General features: G+C 39.6%; 15 protein-coding genes. 13 read left to right on the top strand and 2 right to left on the bottom strand.

Annotated elements, in window-relative coordinates; all coding sequences use genetic code 11:
* Window positions 1-19: 19 nt before the first annotated feature.
* Both folB and tsaD read right to left on the bottom strand, forming a co-directional pair.
* A complete protein-coding gene (gene folB / locus KCG35_RS05700) occupies window positions 20-382 on the bottom strand; it encodes a dihydroneopterin aldolase (protein ID WP_215818713.1) in 363 nt (120 codons plus the stop codon).
* A 127-nt stretch (window positions 383-509) separates the two neighbouring features.
* Window positions 510-1,535: a tRNA (adenosine(37)-N6)-threonylcarbamoyltransferase complex transferase subunit TsaD gene (gene tsaD, locus KCG35_RS05705; protein ID WP_215818773.1), complete on the bottom strand. Its 1,026-nt coding sequence runs from the start codon at window positions 1,533-1,535 to the stop codon at window positions 510-512.
* A gap of 286 nt (window positions 1,536-1,821) precedes the next feature.
* On the opposite strand from tsaD, the gene rpsU reads away from it, so the two are divergent.
* From rpsU to KCG35_RS05770, 13 genes are all read left to right on the top strand, one after another.
* Window positions 1,822-2,037: a 30S ribosomal protein S21 gene (rpsU, locus tag KCG35_RS05710; protein ID WP_027708362.1), complete on the top strand. Its 216-nt coding sequence runs from the start codon at window positions 1,822-1,824 to the stop codon at window positions 2,035-2,037.
* Window positions 2,038-2,097: 60 nt separating this feature from the next.
* Window positions 2,098-2,544: a GatB/YqeY domain-containing protein gene (locus KCG35_RS05715; RefSeq protein WP_215818714.1), complete on the top strand. Its 447-nt coding sequence runs from the start codon at window positions 2,098-2,100 to the stop codon at window positions 2,542-2,544.
* Window positions 2,545-2,628: 84 nt separating this feature from the next.
* Complete coding sequence (dnaG, locus tag KCG35_RS05720; protein ID WP_215818715.1) at window positions 2,629-4,467, top strand: DNA primase; 1,839 nt, start codon at window positions 2,629-2,631, stop codon at window positions 4,465-4,467.
* 207 nt (window positions 4,468-4,674) lie between these two features.
* A complete protein-coding gene (gene rpoD / locus KCG35_RS05725; protein ID WP_215818716.1) occupies window positions 4,675-6,522 on the top strand; it encodes an RNA polymerase sigma factor RpoD in 1,848 nt (615 codons plus the stop codon).
* Between the two features lie 167 nt (window positions 6,523-6,689).
* Window positions 6,690-7,097: a YjfI family protein gene (locus tag KCG35_RS05730; RefSeq protein WP_215818717.1), complete on the top strand. Its 408-nt coding sequence runs from the start codon at window positions 6,690-6,692 to the stop codon at window positions 7,095-7,097.
* Between the two features lie 18 nt (window positions 7,098-7,115).
* A complete protein-coding gene (locus KCG35_RS05735) occupies window positions 7,116-7,808 on the top strand; it encodes a PspA/IM30 family protein (protein ID WP_215818718.1) in 693 nt (230 codons plus the stop codon).
* Window positions 7,809-7,853: 45 nt separating this feature from the next.
* Window positions 7,854-8,204, top strand: coding sequence for a hypothetical protein (locus KCG35_RS05740; RefSeq protein ID WP_215818719.1), 351 nt, complete (start codon window positions 7,854-7,856; stop codon window positions 8,202-8,204).
* Window positions 8,204-8,833 carry a hypothetical protein gene (locus tag KCG35_RS05745; protein ID WP_215818720.1) on the top strand — a complete coding sequence of 210 codons (630 nt, stop codon included), beginning with the start codon at window positions 8,204-8,206 and terminating at the stop codon, window positions 8,831-8,833. The genes KCG35_RS05740 and KCG35_RS05745 overlap by 1 nt, the downstream gene beginning before the upstream one ends.
* Window positions 8,834-9,122: 289 nt before the next feature.
* On the top strand, window positions 9,123-10,997 hold the full coding sequence (locus tag KCG35_RS05750) for a flotillin family protein (protein WP_215818721.1): 1,875 nt from the start codon (window positions 9,123-9,125) through the stop codon (window positions 10,995-10,997).
* A 337-nt stretch (window positions 10,998-11,334) separates the two neighbouring features.
* Window positions 11,335-16,701, top strand: coding sequence for a DNA repair ATPase (locus tag KCG35_RS05755; protein ID WP_215818722.1), 5,367 nt, complete (start codon window positions 11,335-11,337; stop codon window positions 16,699-16,701).
* 93 nt (window positions 16,702-16,794) lie between these two features.
* Window positions 16,795-17,298 (top strand): rhomboid family intramembrane serine protease, encoded by a 504-nt coding sequence (locus KCG35_RS05760; protein WP_215818723.1) that lies wholly within the window; start codon window positions 16,795-16,797, stop codon window positions 17,296-17,298.
* A 5-nt stretch (window positions 17,299-17,303) separates the two neighbouring features.
* On the top strand, window positions 17,304-17,546 hold the full coding sequence (locus tag KCG35_RS05765; RefSeq protein ID WP_215818724.1) for a hypothetical protein: 243 nt from the start codon (window positions 17,304-17,306) through the stop codon (window positions 17,544-17,546).
* A gap of 156 nt (window positions 17,547-17,702) precedes the next feature.
* Complete coding sequence (locus tag KCG35_RS05770) at window positions 17,703-18,398, top strand: class I SAM-dependent methyltransferase (protein ID WP_215818725.1); 696 nt, start codon at window positions 17,703-17,705, stop codon at window positions 18,396-18,398.
* Window positions 18,399-18,400 lie beyond the last annotated feature (2 nt).

An 18,400-nucleotide genomic window follows, 5' to 3' on the forward strand; every position in this document is an offset into this window, starting at 1 on the left:
ACAATCTACAAACCTTAGTTCAACTCATCAATGCCGCCCGAGAACGCTCACACTCTATAGCAGCCATGGCATCTCTTAATGCTTCAGGCTTACGGATTTTCAGTCGAATGTGTTCTACAGAAAAGGTTGCAAATAAGTGCTTCAACAATCCACCTGCCAGTGCTTCTAGCATTTGATATTTACTCGATGCACAAAAAGCCGTTACAGCATCAGCAACAGCCGCATAGTCTAGGGAATCTTCTAAGCTATCTGAACGCATTGCTGGTGACAAATCATAGTACAAAACCAAGTCGATAGAGAGGGGTTGTGGCTGATCTCGCTCCCAGTCATAAACGCCAATTAAAGCATTCACATCAAGCTGCTCAATAATAACTTTATCCACACCCTCTCCCAGTTATAAGTAAGTTAAGACCAACTGAAAAATACTACGACTATCTACAATAACATTGGATTAACTTGGCCTAAATTTATTGAGGGATTTAACTGCTTCGTTGTTAACCCCTTGATTATTAGACCCTTGAAAGCTCCACCATTGGCCAACGAGGTTTTGGTTTAATACCCAGCTTGTCAGACTGGCCTGCAAGCAAGCGTTGACAACCAGCATAGGCGATCATAGCACCATTATCTGTGCAAAACTCTGGCCTTGCATAGAATACCTGTGCCCCCAACTTAGTAGCCATGGCTTCTAGTCGTTTACGAAGTACGATATTGGCACTGACGCCACCCGCTATCACTAATGTGTCCATATTTACTTGCTTCAAAGCTCGACGACACTTTATAGCTAATGTTTCAACAACAGCTTCTTGAAACGCATATGCAATATCAGCTTGCGTCTGGAGATCAAAGGTATCTTTATCCTTCGCCCCCATAACAGTATTGAGCGTATAGGTTTTTAAGCCACTAAAACTAAAGTCCAAACCTGGTCGATCAGTCATTGGTCGTGGAAAACGATAGCGTCCAGCTGTGCCCTGGGTCGCTAATTTAGCAATGACTGGACCTCCGGGGTAACCAAGCCCCAGCATTTTGGCGGCTTTATCAAATGCTTCACCTGCCGCGTCATCAACAGACTCACCTAATAACTCATAGTCGCCAATGCTTTTAACTGCTACCAACTGTGTATGCCCACCAGACACGAGCAATGCAACAAATGGAAAGGCAGGAGGATTTTCTTCAAGCATGGGGGCTAGCAAGTGTCCTTCCATGTGATGAACACCGATAGTTGGAACCTTCAAAACAAAAGCGAGTGCTTGGGCTACAGAAGCCCCCACCATTAACGCACCGATCAAGCCTGGACCTCGCGTATAGGCAATGGCATCAATCCCACATTTTGCTAAATCTGCGTCATTTAACACGCGTTCAATTAAAGGTAAAATACGCCGAACGTGGTCTCTAGAGGCAAGTTCTGGCACCACACCGCCATACTCAGCATGAATATCAACTTGACTAAACAGTGCATGGGCCTGAAGACCCAAGTCACTGTCATAAACAGCAATACCCGTCTCGTCACACGACGTTTCGATTCCCAACACCTTCATAACAACTTGAATCACGCTCATAGAAATGCAATAAGGCGCACATGATAATCTTCCGCGTCCAACAATGCACCCATTGATTGTTTTAGCACAATAAAGGTCAAGAGTAGCTTTCTACTGAGTCTTCTTCTTTTAATTATTGTTTTGCACAAAAAAACGACATTTTTTCACTTATACCTTTGCATTTATTGTCAGAACGCTTTAATATTCGCTGCCCTTGAAATGGTCTAAAATTGCAAAGCATAGTTTGCTTAATCATTAACCAAAAGAGGAAGAAGGTAAGGTCTGCATGCCAGCGGTAAAAGTTAAAGATAACGAACCATTTGACGTTGCACTACGTCGTTTCAAACGCTCTTGTGAAAAAGCCGGTGTATTGGCTGAAGTTCGCCGTCGTGAGCATTACGAAAAGCCTACATCTGTTCGTAAGCGTAAAGCAGCAGCGGCTGTTAAGCGTCTAGCTAAAAAGCTTCAACGTGAGCAACGTCGTCGCGAACGTCTCTATTAATTTTATTGCCAGCGCTACGTAGATCTGACTTTTCGCTCTCAACTTACGTAGAAATTCCCAATGGCAACAATTAAAGAACGCCTAAATGAGGCGGTAAAGGATGCCCTGCGCGCCAAAGAAAAGCTCAAGCTATCTACGCTTCGTATGGCTCTATCTGAGCTGAAGCGAGTTGAGATTGATGAGCGAGTGGAACTCGACGACTCAAGATGTATAACCATTTTGGATAAAATGGTTAAGCAGCGTCGCGAATCACTTAAGCAATTTGATAGCGCAGGCCGCGATGACCTGGCTGAAAGAGAACGCGCCGAAATTGAAGTTTTACAGAGCTTCCTCCCAGCCGCCTTAACTACCTCAGAACTAGAGTCTCTAGTGACGGAAGCCATAGCTCAAACCTCTGCTCAATCAATGAAAGACATGAGAGTAGTCGTCGAAAATCTGAAGCCCAAAGTACTCGGGCGAGCTGATATGGCCGAGGTTAGTAAACTTATTAAAAGTAAACTGACCTAATAAAATCTTACCTCTGCTAGCTGTGATAGCGTGCTTTTCAGAGAGAGCCTATATATCACAGCTAAGGCCATTTATACTCTTGTTATGAGCGGCTTAATTCCCCAAACTTTTATTGATGATTTATTGGCAAGAACCGATATCGTTGACGTTATTGGAAGCCGTGTTCAGCTCAAAAAAACAGGTAAAAACCTCGCTGCATGCTGCCCTTTTCATCAGGAAAAAACACCATCATTTACTGTTAGCCCAGACAAACAGTTTTACTACTGCTTTGGTTGTGGTGCTGCAGGAAATGCACTGCGTTTTATCATAGAGTTTGACCAACTCGATTTTCCCCAAGCTGTTGAACAGTTAGCTCAATCGCTCGGTCTAGATGTACCTAGGGAAGCACAACAATATCAACGACAAGCTCATCGCTTTGAAGTTTTATTTGAAATAACCAAACAGTCTGCTACGTTTTTTCAGCAACAACTGTTTAAACCCTCAGGCCAATCAGCCCAGCACTACATTCAACAACGGGGACTGTCTGCTACGATATTGAAGCAGTATGCTATTGGTTACGCCCCAGCTGGATGGCAAAACCTGCTAGAACACATAGGTCAGTCACCTGAAAATACTCAACACTTGCTCACAACTGGGCTAGTCATTGAGAACCCAGAAAAACAGTCTATTTATGACCGTTTCCGTCATCGTTTGATATTTCCAATACGTGATATTAGAGGCCGATTTATTGGCTTTGGCGGCAGAGTACTCAGCCCAAATGATAAGCCCAAATACTTAAACTCGCCTGAAACACCTATTTTCCAAAAACGGCAAGAATTATATGGATTATTCGAAGCTAGACAGCAGCGACGTCAACTGGACTTCTTGCTCGTCGTCGAAGGCTACATGGATGTCGTTGCTTTAGCTCAAAATGGCATTCCAAATGCGGTTGCAACATTAGGGACGTCTGTCAGCCAAGAACATGTCACTCGCCTATTTAAAACAGTGAAAGAGGTTATATACTGCTTTGACGGCGATGAAGCTGGACGAAAAGCTGCCTGGCGAGCTTTAGAGACCACACTGCCTTTCATGCAGGATGGCTACCAAGCTAAATTTTTATTTTTACCTGAAGGAGAAGATCCTGATAGTTTGGTCCGCAAAGAGGGTCAACAAGCTTTTCTAACACGCCTGAAACGCAGCAGCCAAAGTATTGCCGACTATTTCTTTCAGACACTTTGTGAGCAAGTTGATATTCAGCATATGGATGGTAAAGCAAGACTCGCAGCACTAGCGAAACCATTCATTGAGCAACTCCCCCAAGGTGTTTTTTATCAACTAATGCTGGGACACTTAGCTGAGCTTACAGGTCTTAGTGAACAAGCACTGAGCGAACTATCACAAGTACCATCTCAACTCACTACCAAAACAAGTACTGAATCTGTACCAAAGCAATCCACTCAATATTTAGAAAAAAAAATCACCAGGCATTCAGCTAAAAATTTTGTCAGTGCAAGCAAATTAAGTGTATCCTTAACGCCCGCTCAAGTGGCTGTATATTTACTATCTAAATATCCTGAATTTGCTGAGCAAGTTGAACATTCTGACCGACTTGCGAATGATCAAAGTGAGCATACGCGTTTACTCGCAGTGATGCTAAAACTATTAAAGGATAATCCTCAAGCATCTGTGGGACACTTAATCGGTGAGCTGTACAATACACCACTTGGTAATATTTACGCTGCCGTTCTAAACCGTCCGCCTCCTCAAACAGGCCAAGCAAGTAAAGAAGTTTTTCTTGAAGCCTTAACAAGACTGCAACAGCAGCTAAACTTAGAGGACACTTATCAGGAATTAAGTCAGTTCAAAAATTTAAAGTCTATGGATGATTCCAAAAAAGAAGCATTCATGCGCGCTTTTGAACAGCTGCGTCAGAGTAAACGTTAAATGTACTGTGCTCCACTGACTTATCTACCAAAACTAAACTCTTTGATAGATAAGTTTAAAGTAGGGTTGATATCTAATGAGGCGTACCCCATCTACATAACTGTAAAGTTCTGCAGAAGAATATCTAGAAGAAAATCGGGGGTTTAGGCTATAATGGGCGGCTTACCATTTCGTCGGCACGTCTGAGTTCGTTGTTAAAGGGTTACTATGTCCGGAAATTCGCAGCAACAGTCTCGCTTGAAAGAGCTTATTTCTAAAGGTAAGGAGCAAGGCTACCTTACTTATGCCGAGGTAAATGATCATTTACCAGAGGATATCTCAGATCCGGATCAGGTTGAAGATATTATCCGCATGATTAATGACATGGGAATTGCAGTTTATGAGGCAGCTCCTGATGTCGACACCTTACTTCTCAATGAAGCTGATACGGATGAAGCCGCTGCTGAAGAAGCTGCTGCTGCATTAGCCGCAGTAGAACAAGAAGCTGGGCGTACCACAGACCCTGTCCGCATGTATATGCGAGAAATGGGAACAGTAGAGCTTCTCACACGCGAAGGTGAAATCTCTATTGCCAAGCGGATAGAAGAAGGTATTAGGGAAGTAATGTCTGCCCTCTCATACTTTCCTGGATCAGTTGAAATCGTGCTGTCTGAGTATGACCGTATTGTTACTGAAGAAGGTCGTTTAAGCGACTTAATCAGCGGTTATATAGATCCTGATAGCAATGAGCCTACGGCGATTAAAAATGAAGAATTCAATCCTGAGAAGGATGAAGAAATTCTCAGGGATCTTGATGATGAAGACGAAGAATCATCCGACGACGACGATGATGAAAAAGATACTGGACCAGATCCAGAAGAAGCAAGACTTCGTTTTACTGCTCTATATGAGCGTTTTCGTGAAGCATTAAAAATCGTTGAAGCGGATGGCCGCCACACTAAAGAAGCGGGTCAGGCTCTTGCGGCTGTTGCTGAATACTTCATGCCTTTGAAGCTTGTTCCTAGACAGTTTGATTTACTCGTTTTTCGAGTTCGTCACGCTCTAGAAAACATTCGTCGGAACGAACGCGCCATCATGCAAAACTGCGTTCGATTAGCCAAAATGCCCAGAAAGGTTTTCTTGAAAGAATTCCCTGGCAACGAGACTAATCAAGAATGGGCGCCAGAACTTATTGCTCGAAACGAAAAATATTCACCAGCACTCGCTGAGCACCTTGAAGATATCCAGCGCGCTCAACGAAAACTGGCCGCTATTGCTGAAAACTTCCTGTTAAGCATTCAAGAGATCAAAGAAATTAATCGACGTATGTCAATCGGTGAAGCCCGTGCACGTCGAGCGAAAAAAGAAATGGTTGAAGCCAACTTACGTTTGGTTATTTCCATCGCAAAGAAATACACCAACCGTGGCCTGCAATTTCTTGATCTCATACAGGAAGGTAATATTGGCTTGATGAAGGCAGTCGATAAGTTTGAGTATCGCAGAGGTTACAAATTTTCGACTTATGCTACCTGGTGGATTCGACAAGCAATTACCCGCTCTATTGCTGACCAGGCCAGAACAATTCGTATCCCTGTCCATATGATTGAAACGATTAACAAACTCAATCGTATATCTCGTCAGATGTTACAGGAAATGGGACGCGAAGCTACGCCTGAAGAGTTAGCTGAGCGTATGGACATGCCTGAAGATAAAATTCGTAAAGTACTCAAAATCGCTAAAGAACCCATATCCATGGAGACTCCAATTGGCGATGATGAAGACTCTCATTTAGGTGACTTTATTGAAGATATCGCCATACAGTCACCTATAGACTCTGCTACGATCGAGGGCCTCCGTGAAGCGACCCGTGAAGTACTATCTGGACTAACAGCACGCGAAGCGAAGGTACTGCGTATGCGTTTTGGTATTGATATGAATACTGACCATACGTTAGAGGAAGTCGGTAAGCAGTTTGATGTAACCCGTGAGCGTATCCGGCAAATTGAAGCCAAAGCCTTACGTAAGTTGCGTCATCCTACCCGTTCTGACCACTTACGCAGCTTCTTAGACGAATAACTTATTGGGTGAAAGTGATTCATTCACTTTCACCTTTTCTCCCCCTCCCTTTCACAAAATATCTCCATTCTCTATTTTTAATTCAGATAAACACCTCTTACCAGTTGCATTTGACATAATATGTCATTTTTGCCATTATGCATATATCATTGCATCGCGGAGGTAATATGCACATTCAAGATCTTGCTCTGCGCTTTAATAATATACGTCAACATGAAGGCTATGAGTTTGACTGTCAGCCAATACCTGGTTGCCCAGACGTACTCCAAATAACTGCAACCAATTTAGATCCATTACCCATTTTTGTAACCATCACAGAGCAGCAAATCCTCTGCATTGCCTACTTATGGACAGAGGAGCAAATACTTGAGGAACATCGCTTATCATTATTAGAAGCACTGTTAGAACTCAATGTACCCATGCCTCTTTCATCATTTTCTAAAACTGCTGATAAATATTTAATTTTTGGTGCATTATCAATCCACTCCTCTTTTGATGACATTATTCATGAAATAATCACATTACATGAAAATGCACTAGAAGCGACCAAAGCACTACAACCGTTCTTAAAGTAGGTTTCAGGAGTAATTACTATGAATGTCATGCAAAAATTACTTACCGCCTTACGTAGCAGTGCCCGTGAGCTTGGTGATGCTATTATTGATGCTAACAGTACGCGCATCTTTGAACAGGAAATGTCAGAGGCAGAGCATCACCTTCAAGAAGCTAAGCAAGAACTGACTTCACTACTTGCCAAACAGCTACACTCTGAAGATGAGCTGAAAAAAATTCAGCTTGAAATTAAAAAACATGAAAATTATGTAAAAGAAGCATTAAATAACAAAAATGAATCACTCGCATTAGAAATTGCAGAAAAAATTGCAAGCCTTGAAAATGAACATGCTCAAGTAAAACAAACGGTTATTGACTACCAAAGCAATACCAAACAGTTAAAAACGTTAATCCAAAAAACAGAACGACAGTTGCGTGATTATCAACGCCAACTGGCTATGGTAAAAACAACTGAAAAAGTACAACAAACAACATCGACTATTTCCGCTAATTTTTCAGCAAGCAACTCAAAATTGGTAACAGCAAAAGAAACTCTTGACCGTATAGCTAAACAACAAGAGGAAGAAAAATACAAACAACAAGCTGCAGATCAGCTTGCCGAAGAATCAGAAGATCAGCAACTGGAAAAAAAGTTAACTGCAGCGGGAATCATTAAAAACAACCGAGCAGAAGACATTTTAGCGAAAATAAAACAAAGTCAACAAAATGACTAATTTTAGTTATTTAACTTTACATTAACTTAATAATTGTAACTGGATATGGCTAAAAAAAAGGCTATATTGCCTGAAAAGTGGCAACAGGAAAAAAAAGCACTTAAAGCAGTCCAAGTCGCATTTGACTTAGGTGAAGAAATTCATTTATCTATTCGCCGAGAGGCAGTAGATAAGCACTTAAATCCTTCAGATCTTATCAGAGAGATTCTTGGACTGCCTATTAACAAAAAGCCTCAACGGCCACGCTTATCTATCTCATTGTCACCCGATGACTTTACTTTTCTTGCTGAAAAGTTTGATCTGGCACCAGATGATAAAGTACAGATTAAACATAAAGCAGCCGAAGCACTAGTTGAATATGCTTTAGGTAAACCCCAACAACGGACAGATGAATAATGGTAGCGTTTCTTAACATCATTACTTCTTTTCCAACTATCGTATACTCTGTACTGTTAGCTTTTGTTTTAGCTTATTGGCTACTATCCTTAATTGGCTTACTTGATATTGATATCCTGGACTTAGACCTTGATATTGATGGTGATGTTGAGTTTACAGGATTGACAGGATCAATCAGTGGTCTATTAATTTCTTGTGGGCTTACAGGTGTGCCTTTAACAATTGTCGTAAGCTTGCTAGTTATATTTAGCTGGATTTTTACCTACTTTACAGACTTCTTTCTATTACAATTACTTGAACCAAACTGGATTCGCAGCCTTCTAGGACTTGCTTCTATTATTGCTAGCTTCCTCATTTCTGTACCTATTACAGCGCGCCTCATTCAACCTCTAAAGCCTTTATTTCAAACGCATGACAGTCGATTAGGCTCCATTGTAGGCACCACCTGCATCGTCACTAGCAGTAAAGTGAATGAGCATTTTGGTCGCGCAGAAATAAAAAAAGACCATGATGCGATTATCATTTATATTCGATCAAACGAACCAAACACGATTCGTAAGGGAGATAATGTGCTTATCATTGACTGTGACGCAGAAAAAAATATATATAAAGTTGCTAGCATTGATTAAAAGTCAGACCTAGTCTTATATTCGCTACGTGTAGGCATTTCCTATGCTGACCCCAAGAGATATACCCAAACCTATAGAAATAGGTATTAAACTGATGACTATTACAAAGTAAACTTTGCCAACGAATTGCAAAAATATGAGCAAATTATTTCAAGTAATATCCTTTGTTAATAAATTATTTTAGACACTTTATAATTAACTATGGCTAAACGTGACGAGTAAACCATAAAAAAGGTGTGTGATAAGTATAATTCCAGCACTTAAACGAATTCATCCCAAGGAGTATTTTATGCACGGTGAAGGCGATATATTGTCTAGCTTAATGCCTTTTATTGTAGGCATAGGCATTACATTATTTATAATTTTTGTATTTGTCCTTTTAATCAATAAATTTTATGTCAAAGTCGATCAAGGCAAAGCGCTTATCGTTAATACTTTAAAAAAAGACCCCATTGTAAGTTTTACCGGCAAATTAGTGCTACCCGTTATCCATAAAAAAGAAATTATGGATATTTCTCAAAAAAAGATTGAGATTAATCGAAAAGGTAAAGAAGGACTGATTTGTAAAGACAATATTCGTGCTGATATTGATGTTGCCTTTTTCGTACGTATAAATAAGACTGCCGAAGATGTATTACAGGTTGCATCCCGCATTGGGTGTGAGCGCGCTTCCACTAGAGAAACTCTGGAAGAATTATTCACCGCAAAGTTTTCTGAAGCGTTAAAAACTGTAGGTAAGCAGCTGGATTTTGAAGATCTATACCGTGAGCGAGCTTTGTTCCGAGACAAAATACAGGAGCAAATTGATGCCAGCTCAAATGATCTGGATGGTTATAAACTAACTGATGTTGCCATTGACTATCTAGAGCAAACACCAATAAGTTTACTAGATAACGATAATATTCTAGATGCCCAAGGTATTCGCAAAATAACAGAACTCACTGCCGCTCAAAATGTTAATACCAATAACTTAAAGCGCGAAGAAGAACTTCAAATCAAAAAGAAAAATGTCGAATCACGGGAAATGATTCTGGAATTTGAGCGCCAGGAAGCTGATGCCGAGGCCCGACAACAGCGTGAAATTGCCAATATTCAATCGCGAGAAACAGCTGAGTCCGACCGCGTTGCCACAGAAGAAAACCTCAAAGCAGAGCAAGCTAGAATCCAAGCCGATCAAGAGATTGAGGTGCTTCAACAAAATAAACACCGTGAAATTGAAGTTGCAGAAAAGAATCGTGAGCGTGCTGTTGCTATTGAAACAGAAAAAGTTGAGCGTGTTCGTCAACTAGAAATTATTGCCAGAGAAAAAGAAGTTGAATTACAACGCATTGCTAAAGAAAAAGCGTTAGAAGAAGAACGTAAAGCGATCGCAGATGTAACTCGTGAGCGAGTAGCCGTTGACCGAACAGTGGCTGAAGAAGAAGAAAACATCAAAAGAGTACGTGTACTGTCTGAAGCCGAGCGGGCCAAAGACGTACGTGTTATGGAAGCTGAAGCTGAAGCTAAAGTCTTGCAAGAAAAAATGCGTGCTGAAGCCTTGGGCATTGAACAAAAAGGCTTGGCTGAAGCCAAAGCTTCTGCAGAAAAAATGCAATCTGAAGCGCAAGGTAAAGAACAACTGGGTATGGCAGAAGTCCGTATCAAAGAAGCTGATGCAATCAGTCAAGAAAAACAAGCACTGGTTGATATCAAAGTCAAAATTGCTGAAGCTGAAGCAATTGAAAAACAAGGACTTGCTGAAGCAGCAGCGATCAAAGAGAAATTCAAAGCAGAAGCCGATGGCTTACGTGAAAAATTTGCTGCAATGGGTGAAATCAGCGATGTGGCAAGAGAGCATGAAGAATTCCGCATGAAGCTAGATACTAAACATGTTGAAAACATGTCCTCAATTGCCGCTAATAAAGACATTGCCCACGAGCAAGCCAAAGTACTAGCAGAAGCTTTAAAACAAGCCAATATCGATATTGTAAGTGGAGATGGGCAGTACTTTGATCGGTTTGCCAGTGCCCTTTCGGTAGGAAAAGCTATTGATGGTGCTGTTGATAAGTCAGTAACGTTGCAATCCATTGCTACCATGCTCAGTCAATTTATGGGCAAATCTAATAATGGAGAAGCATCAGTGAATACCATAGATCAAGTTTCCTCTAAAGAAGAAAAAGCTTGATGACTATATACCCATAGTAAAGGGTATATAAACTAAAAAAACATAAAGATGCTTAAACCAATGCTGGCTGTATTGCAGTCAGCATTAACGTCTTCGTGTACTACAGGCTCAGGAAAGTAATGGTTCAAGATGAAGCTGGACACATACCAAAGACTCCATCGCTACGAAGACAAAAATTAATGAGTTCAACCATTCCTCAAATTAACAGATTACCAAACTCAGCTAACGATCATTACCCTACATCACTTTTGTACAACAAAAATGACCTTTTTATTTCTACTGCAAAGCGGTATTAAATTGATGATTTCTTTAGCTGTTTCAGTAAGAGGTTGTAACCGTGTCTAATAATACAGAACAAGTATTGGAACAAGCTGTCCATCAAGAGGGAACTTACGAAGTTTTAAGGAAACGCCTCCAACAGCAGGCATCAGCCTTAAATGAAAAAATCGCTCAGCTAAATGAACAACGCATTACAGCCTTTGGTAAAACAGAAACCTCAATTATTAACCGTGTTCGAGCTAGAACAGAAAATAATTGTGTTGCACGCGATATTGTCAGAATAGGCAATCAGCTGCTGTTTGGTTTTAATGTTTTCATGGGGCTAAAGAAAGAGCACTCTATTAATGATGTTTTTGCGCTTTACCAGCTTTCAGAAGAAAGCTCAAATGAATTACAAATTACGCCTATCGAACTCAAAACCAGCTTTCTTAATGAACAAAAGTTTCTAGATGACTTTAAAGAGCTTTACACTTATTACAAACATGCCAAATTAATTCAACTTCGGGTCACCAATAATAAACTCCTTGCCGCATTCCAAATCGGTCAAAAAGTAGGTGACATTCGTGTCTTTCGCTGGTCACTAGACAATGCTATTCCCAGCTATATTGATAATCGTGGAGAACGCGATATCACCCTACCAGCAACCCATGACTTCGAGTGGATTCCCACATCAAGAGACAATCATGTACTAGGTGAACATCCACATATCAATATACTCGATAAGGTGTTTATTGAGACGATTAATGGCGACCTCACCATTAAGATTGAAAATAATACGACTGATGGTCAAGGCATTTATAGTGAACCAGTGGACGATTTACACCAATCACTTGATGATGCAGAAGTCTACTATGCTGACCTTATTGATCTGATTTTGCTCAAAGTAAAACCTTACCGCGAAGAATCTTACCGTTACTTAATTTTTAATACACTGCTCAATACAGTCACGCGCATCGATGAATTAGGTTCATCGTGTCAACAGTTGCCCGAAAATCACGGAATAATTTATCCTGGAGGTTACTACCTCACAACAGGTGAACACAAAACATTTTCAACCATTAATACCAAAAATTTAGTCTATAAACGAACAATCAAGTCTCCCAATGGGGAAGATATACTTTATGTATATTATGAACCCATTGCAGGACGTTTTGTATTATGTGCATATAACCTCATTACCAAAACTTTAAATAATCCTATCGAAGGCCATGGTTATGCATTGTACCCTGATGGGAAAATGATCATTTTCTCTGATAGTGGTGAAGAACCAACACATATTCACCCTATGCAAATCTGGCAAACACCTTTCGTCAGTGACGAATTTGCTAGCGCCCAGGAAACAGCTACTGGTTTATTCGCAACATTAGGTAATGCAGAACTTGTCCGGGCAATTTCGGACTTATACAGCATTAGTAAAGCAATTTTACAGTTACAGCCAAGCACTCAAGTTTATACATCTCTTATCAACCAGTGTAATACATTATTTGATAGTTATTATTGGTTGGATCAACGTGAAGCCGGTGAGTTAGCACCCTTTGTTAAAGAAATTGTCAAAAATGCTGAGTTAGTACTTGATGAATTCGAAAAAGTTCAACATTTACAAAGTCGTGCAGAAGCCGCATTAAAAAAAGCTGGACAACAACAGAAAGAATTATTAAGTGGACTAACTCCTGAACGCTGGGATAACCCAGAACAATTTGTTAACGCACTAAACAGCTTTAAAAAACAGAAAGGTCATCTTCTTACCTTACAAGACACACGCTATATTAATGAAGAACACTTAGCTGAGCTTAACAAAAAAGTTGATGAAACGATTGATAAAATCAGCCAAGCAACAATCGCTTTTATTAGTAAAGATGAGTCGCTTACCCCCTACCAGCAAAGACTTGAAACATTTGAAGACGCTATTACAAGCGCAGAGGACTCAAAGTCACTCAAAGTAATTCAAGATGATATTGAACAAACAGCAGAAGGCCTTGATTTACTTACGACGATTCTTTCTACACTCGATGTCGAAGACGCTCCAGAGAGAACGCTCATTCTCGAAAAAGTTGCAGAGATATATGCACAAATAAACCAAGTAAAAGCCAAGTCTCGAAATAAACTAAAGTCAATTAAAGCAACAGAGTCTATTGCTGAGTTTGGGGCCCAATTTAAGCTATTCTCACTCAGTATTACTAATGCCGTCAGTGTCTGTGATACCCCAGAGCGCTGTGATGAAGAGCTCACTAAGCTAACCGTTCAACTTGAAGAAATTGAAAGCCAATTTGCAGATAATGAGCAATATCTTGGCGAAATTCTCAATAAACGTGAAGAGTTATATGACACGTTCCAAAATCTCAAGCAAACACTGCTTGATGAAAGGCAACGCCGAGCACAGCATCTATATGAATCAGCAATACGTGTATTAAAAAGCATCGAACGACGTAGCCAAAGCTTTTCCAGCGTTGATGACCTTAATACCTATTTTGCGTCAGATGCTATGGTACTGAAAATTCAATCGTTTTCAGACCAGCTTATTACACTGTCAGAAAGCGTTAAAGCTGACGATATTCAATCCCACTTAAAAGGTATAAAAGACCAGGCTATCAAGTCACTGCGGGATAAATCAGAAATATACTCTGATCAAGGTAAAACATTAAAGCTTGGCAAACACTTATTTAATGTCAATACTCAACAACTAGATACCAGTTTAATACATAAAGATAATCAGCTTTATATACATTTAAGTGGCACAAATTTCTACCAACTTATAGATAATGAAGAGCTAGCAAATTTAAACGATTATTGGAAACAAACGATTTTATCGGAAAATCAATATGTTTACCGTGCAGAATACTTAGCGTATCAAATCATAAAAACAGCCGAAAACCAACAACAAGGCTGGTCAATAGCAAAACTTCAAGAACTCAAATATGATAATGAACAGCTAATTAAAGCTATTCGTGAATATATGACACCTCGTTATCAAGAAGGTTACCAAAAAGGTATTCACGACCATGATTGCGCTAAAATACTAACTGCTTACTTAACATCTCTGGAAACGCAGGGTTTACTAAAATATTCAGGCCTGTCAAGGTGTTGTGCTGCGTATTTTTGGATATCAGTCCAAGGTAACTCATCTCAGGTAAATGTGCTATCAGGTAAAGCACAAGGCGCCTTTTTACTTGCGAATCAAATGGGTGAAAGCAAAGCATTAAATGCTCTTACTCATGAGTTGGAAGATTATCTAAAAGCATTTTATCATGAGAAATCACCCAGTTTAGTTATAGACTTTACCAGTACTGCTAAGTATTTAATCGAAGTGCTAGCAGTATCTCCCACCCAGTTTATGGTTAGTGTACAGGGGCAGCAATTAGCAGAACAATTTGAGAAAACCCTTCACAACTTAAATTATTACAACATATTCGAAAAAACGCTAAGGGAATTAAGCGATAATTTTCAATCACAATGGGAGTTACTGCAACATTGGCTAAGCGCACTATCAAAAGAGATACCTGAGAATATACTTAATACTGTTATTGCTGATGCAGTTACTGTCATTTTAACAAATAAAAAACTTTCCCTTAAAGCACTTTCACTTCCAGAAAGTAATAGCATTCCAGGTCTGTTAGGAGATCATCCTCGAATCCAACAAAGTGAATTAACCTTCTCTCTAGCTGAATTCAATAATCGTTTGCAGCACTTTACCCATACTGACACTGTTAACTTTGAAAAACTAGTCAGCATCAAGCAAAAGTTACTTGAAAAAGAACGCAAACGACTACGTCTTGACGACTTCACTCCAAAACCTCTAACATCTTTTGTCCGAAACAAACTAATCAATGATGTATACTTTAAAATCATTGGTGACAACCTTGCAAAACAAATGGGAGCTGCAGGTAACCAGAAACGCTCAGATTTAATGGGCTTATTATTGCTTATTTCACCACCTGGTTATGGTAAAACAACATTAATGGAGTATATCGCCAACCGACTGGGCCTCGTCTTTGTCAAAGTAAACTGCCCCTCGCTAGGTCATCAAGTCATCTCTCTTGACCCAGAAGAAGCTCCTAATGCAACAGCAAGACAAGAACTTATTAAATTAAATTTAAGTTTTGAAATGGGCAATAATGTCATGTTGTATTTGGATGATATACAACACACGCACCCTGAGTTTTTACAAAAGTTTATTTCTTTGTGTGATGGTACGCGACGCGTGGAAGGTGTTTGGGATGGAGAAACCAAAACTTATGACTTAAGAGGTAAAAAGTTTTGCATTGCAATGGCAGGAAACCCTTATACTGAATCAGGCGAAGTTTTCAAGATTCCTGACATGTTAGCTAACCGGGCCGATATTTATAATCTTGGGGATATACTCAGTGGTTCAGAAGAAACGTTTGAGTTGAGTTACATTGAAAACAGCTTAACCTCTAATTCTGTATTGGCACCATTAGCAACTCGCAACTTAGCTGATGTTTACCATCTGATTAATATGGCTAAAGGCAAACAGTCGACAAATGGACAATTAGAATACGACTATTCAAGTGCAGAGCTTGAAGAAATATTAAGCGTTATACGAAAGCTTCTCTATATTCAAGAATTTGTCCTTAAGGTTAATCAAGCTTACATAAAATCTGCTGCTACAGCAGATGCCTACCGGACCGAACCTCCTTTTAAACTACAAGGAAGTTACCGGAATATGAATAAAATGGCTGAAAAAGTGGTTGCCATTATGAATGATGAGGAGCTAAACAACCTGATACTTGACCACTATGTAGGAGAAGCTCAAACATTAACTTTTGGGGCAGAAGAAAACCTGCTTAAACTTAAAGAGATAATGCAATTTTTGACTGAAGAAGAGTCTGTTCGTTGGCAAAAGATCAAAGATGAGTTTAGTAAACGGATTGCACTAGGCGGAGATGAGCAGGATACACTAGCCAAAATAGCTTATCAAATTGCTAGCTTAAATCAAGGTTTAACTGGTATCGAAAAAAGCTTAAGTCATTCAACATCAACACAAACCTGGTCAGAGCATCTTACTCATTTTCAGCAAACAGTACGCCAGACACTTGGACAGCAACAAAAGCAATCTCTTGCCGCCAGTAAAATGCTTCAGCATCAATTGGGTAATATCAATAATGCAATGGCAATGATTGGAGAAAACCTGGTAGAAAGTAGTCATGGTTTACAACACATTACGGCGTTAAGTGAAGCCTGCCAGCAAATCCAGAAAAGCCTTGAAACTATCGACTTTTCTATCAATGTTGTTAACCAGCCAAGTCCAGTATTAGAACAATCACTGAGCGCACTTGCAAATACCGTAGAGTCATCGCTAATGCCTGTAGTTACGACTATGAATCATAAAATAGGGCTGGATCAAAATATATTGCGTAAAGTTAATGAACTCTCAGATCAACTTAAAGCTATTTCGGATCGTCAATAAAATATATTTTTCACTATGATTAATTCAAAGATTACTAATATTTCCCGCTGGAAGTGTGTAATAGGTTTACTAGGTTTCATGTGGATACTACACATGGTAAACCTACTACTCGGCTATCAGCTCAATCAATTTGGGTTAGTGCCTCGTACCACAAGTCATTTTACTGCAATATTTTATTGGAGCTTTTTGCATGGTAGTCTTGACCACTTACTTACCAATAGCATCCCTTTCACAATTTTAGGACTATTGGTAGCTGTACGCGGGAGCTACTACTTCTTTTTAACAACTCTGTTTATTAGTATTACATCTGGTATCGTCGTATGGCTGTTTGGTAGAACAGCCATACACATTGGAGCCAGTGTATTAATTTATGGCTATTTTGGCTTTCTAATAAGTCGAGCTTGGTTTGACCGGCAACCTCTCTCACTTATCATTGCTCTTATTGTCGTTATCACCTATAGCGGCTTAATTTTTGGGCTATTTCCAAGCACACAACAGATCTCATGGGAAGGCCATTTAGCAGGATTAATAAGTGGCAGCCTCATGGCATGGCTTTTGTGTAAACAAAAACCTACTAAAAAGCAATTACAGGAGTAATAACTATGAGTACAACAACACACGACTACATCAAGCTGGCAACCTACGCAGTAAACATTTTTGCGAGTGATGGTAAGCTAAATGCACACGAGTTTGACCAATTAATGACTATTGCTCTTCGCGATGGTGTTGTTGATGACGATGAAAAAAGAGTGTTAACAAACATTCTCAATAAAGTAAGAGCAGAAGAAATGACGGATGACTTACAAGCGAAAATTACCCAAGTTAGAGAAAAGTATAATTTCTAAAGCTAACGTCGTTTTATAGCTGAGTTATTTTATACCAATCTATATAAAAATTATTCACCCAAGCAATATTGCTATACTAATCTTTAATAAGTATAGCAATTTCACTATGAGATGAATTTTGTTACTCTAAAATTTACCTGCATTCAGTGAGTGATCATGACAATATTACAAGAACAACAAATTATCGAGTCTTGGTATAAAAACGCTAAATCATGGACTGATGCTATTAAAAATAAACAAATTGCAAGTAGAGAACATACTACTAATCAGGCCGTTATTGATGCTATTCTCACCTATTCACCTAAGACTGTTCTCGACATTGGCTGTGGTGAAGGTTGGTTAACACGAACTTTAACAAGCCATAACATCAATACTTATGGCATTGATACAGTACCAGAACTCATTGCTTATGCTCAACATCAGGGACAGGGAAAATTCAGCTTGATGTCATATGATAATATTAATCCTAATACAATTCAGGATAAATTTGATATTGCTGTGTGCAATTTTTCACTCTTTGGTAAACACTCAGTTAATAATCTGATAAAGAAAATACCCCGCCTATTGAATGATAAAGGGTATTTTATTTTACAAACACTTCACCCACTTATTGAGCACAACAATAGAGTGTATCAAGATGGCTGGAGGGAAGGATCTTGGTGTAGTTGTGGTAACAGCTTTTCTGATCCGGCTCCATGGTACTTTCGCACGCTTGCCTCATGGGTCGACCTTTTAGCTGATTGTCATTTTTTAGTAACAAGTATCAAAGAGCCAAAACCTCAGGACACCCCTCATCCATTATCTATCATATTTATATGTCAAAAAACTGAGATTGACCACCATACTTCATAAAA

The organism is Zooshikella harenae, from assembly GCF_018837975.1.
Taxonomy (GTDB): Bacteria; Pseudomonadota; Gammaproteobacteria; order Pseudomonadales; family Zooshikellaceae; genus Zooshikella; species Zooshikella harenae.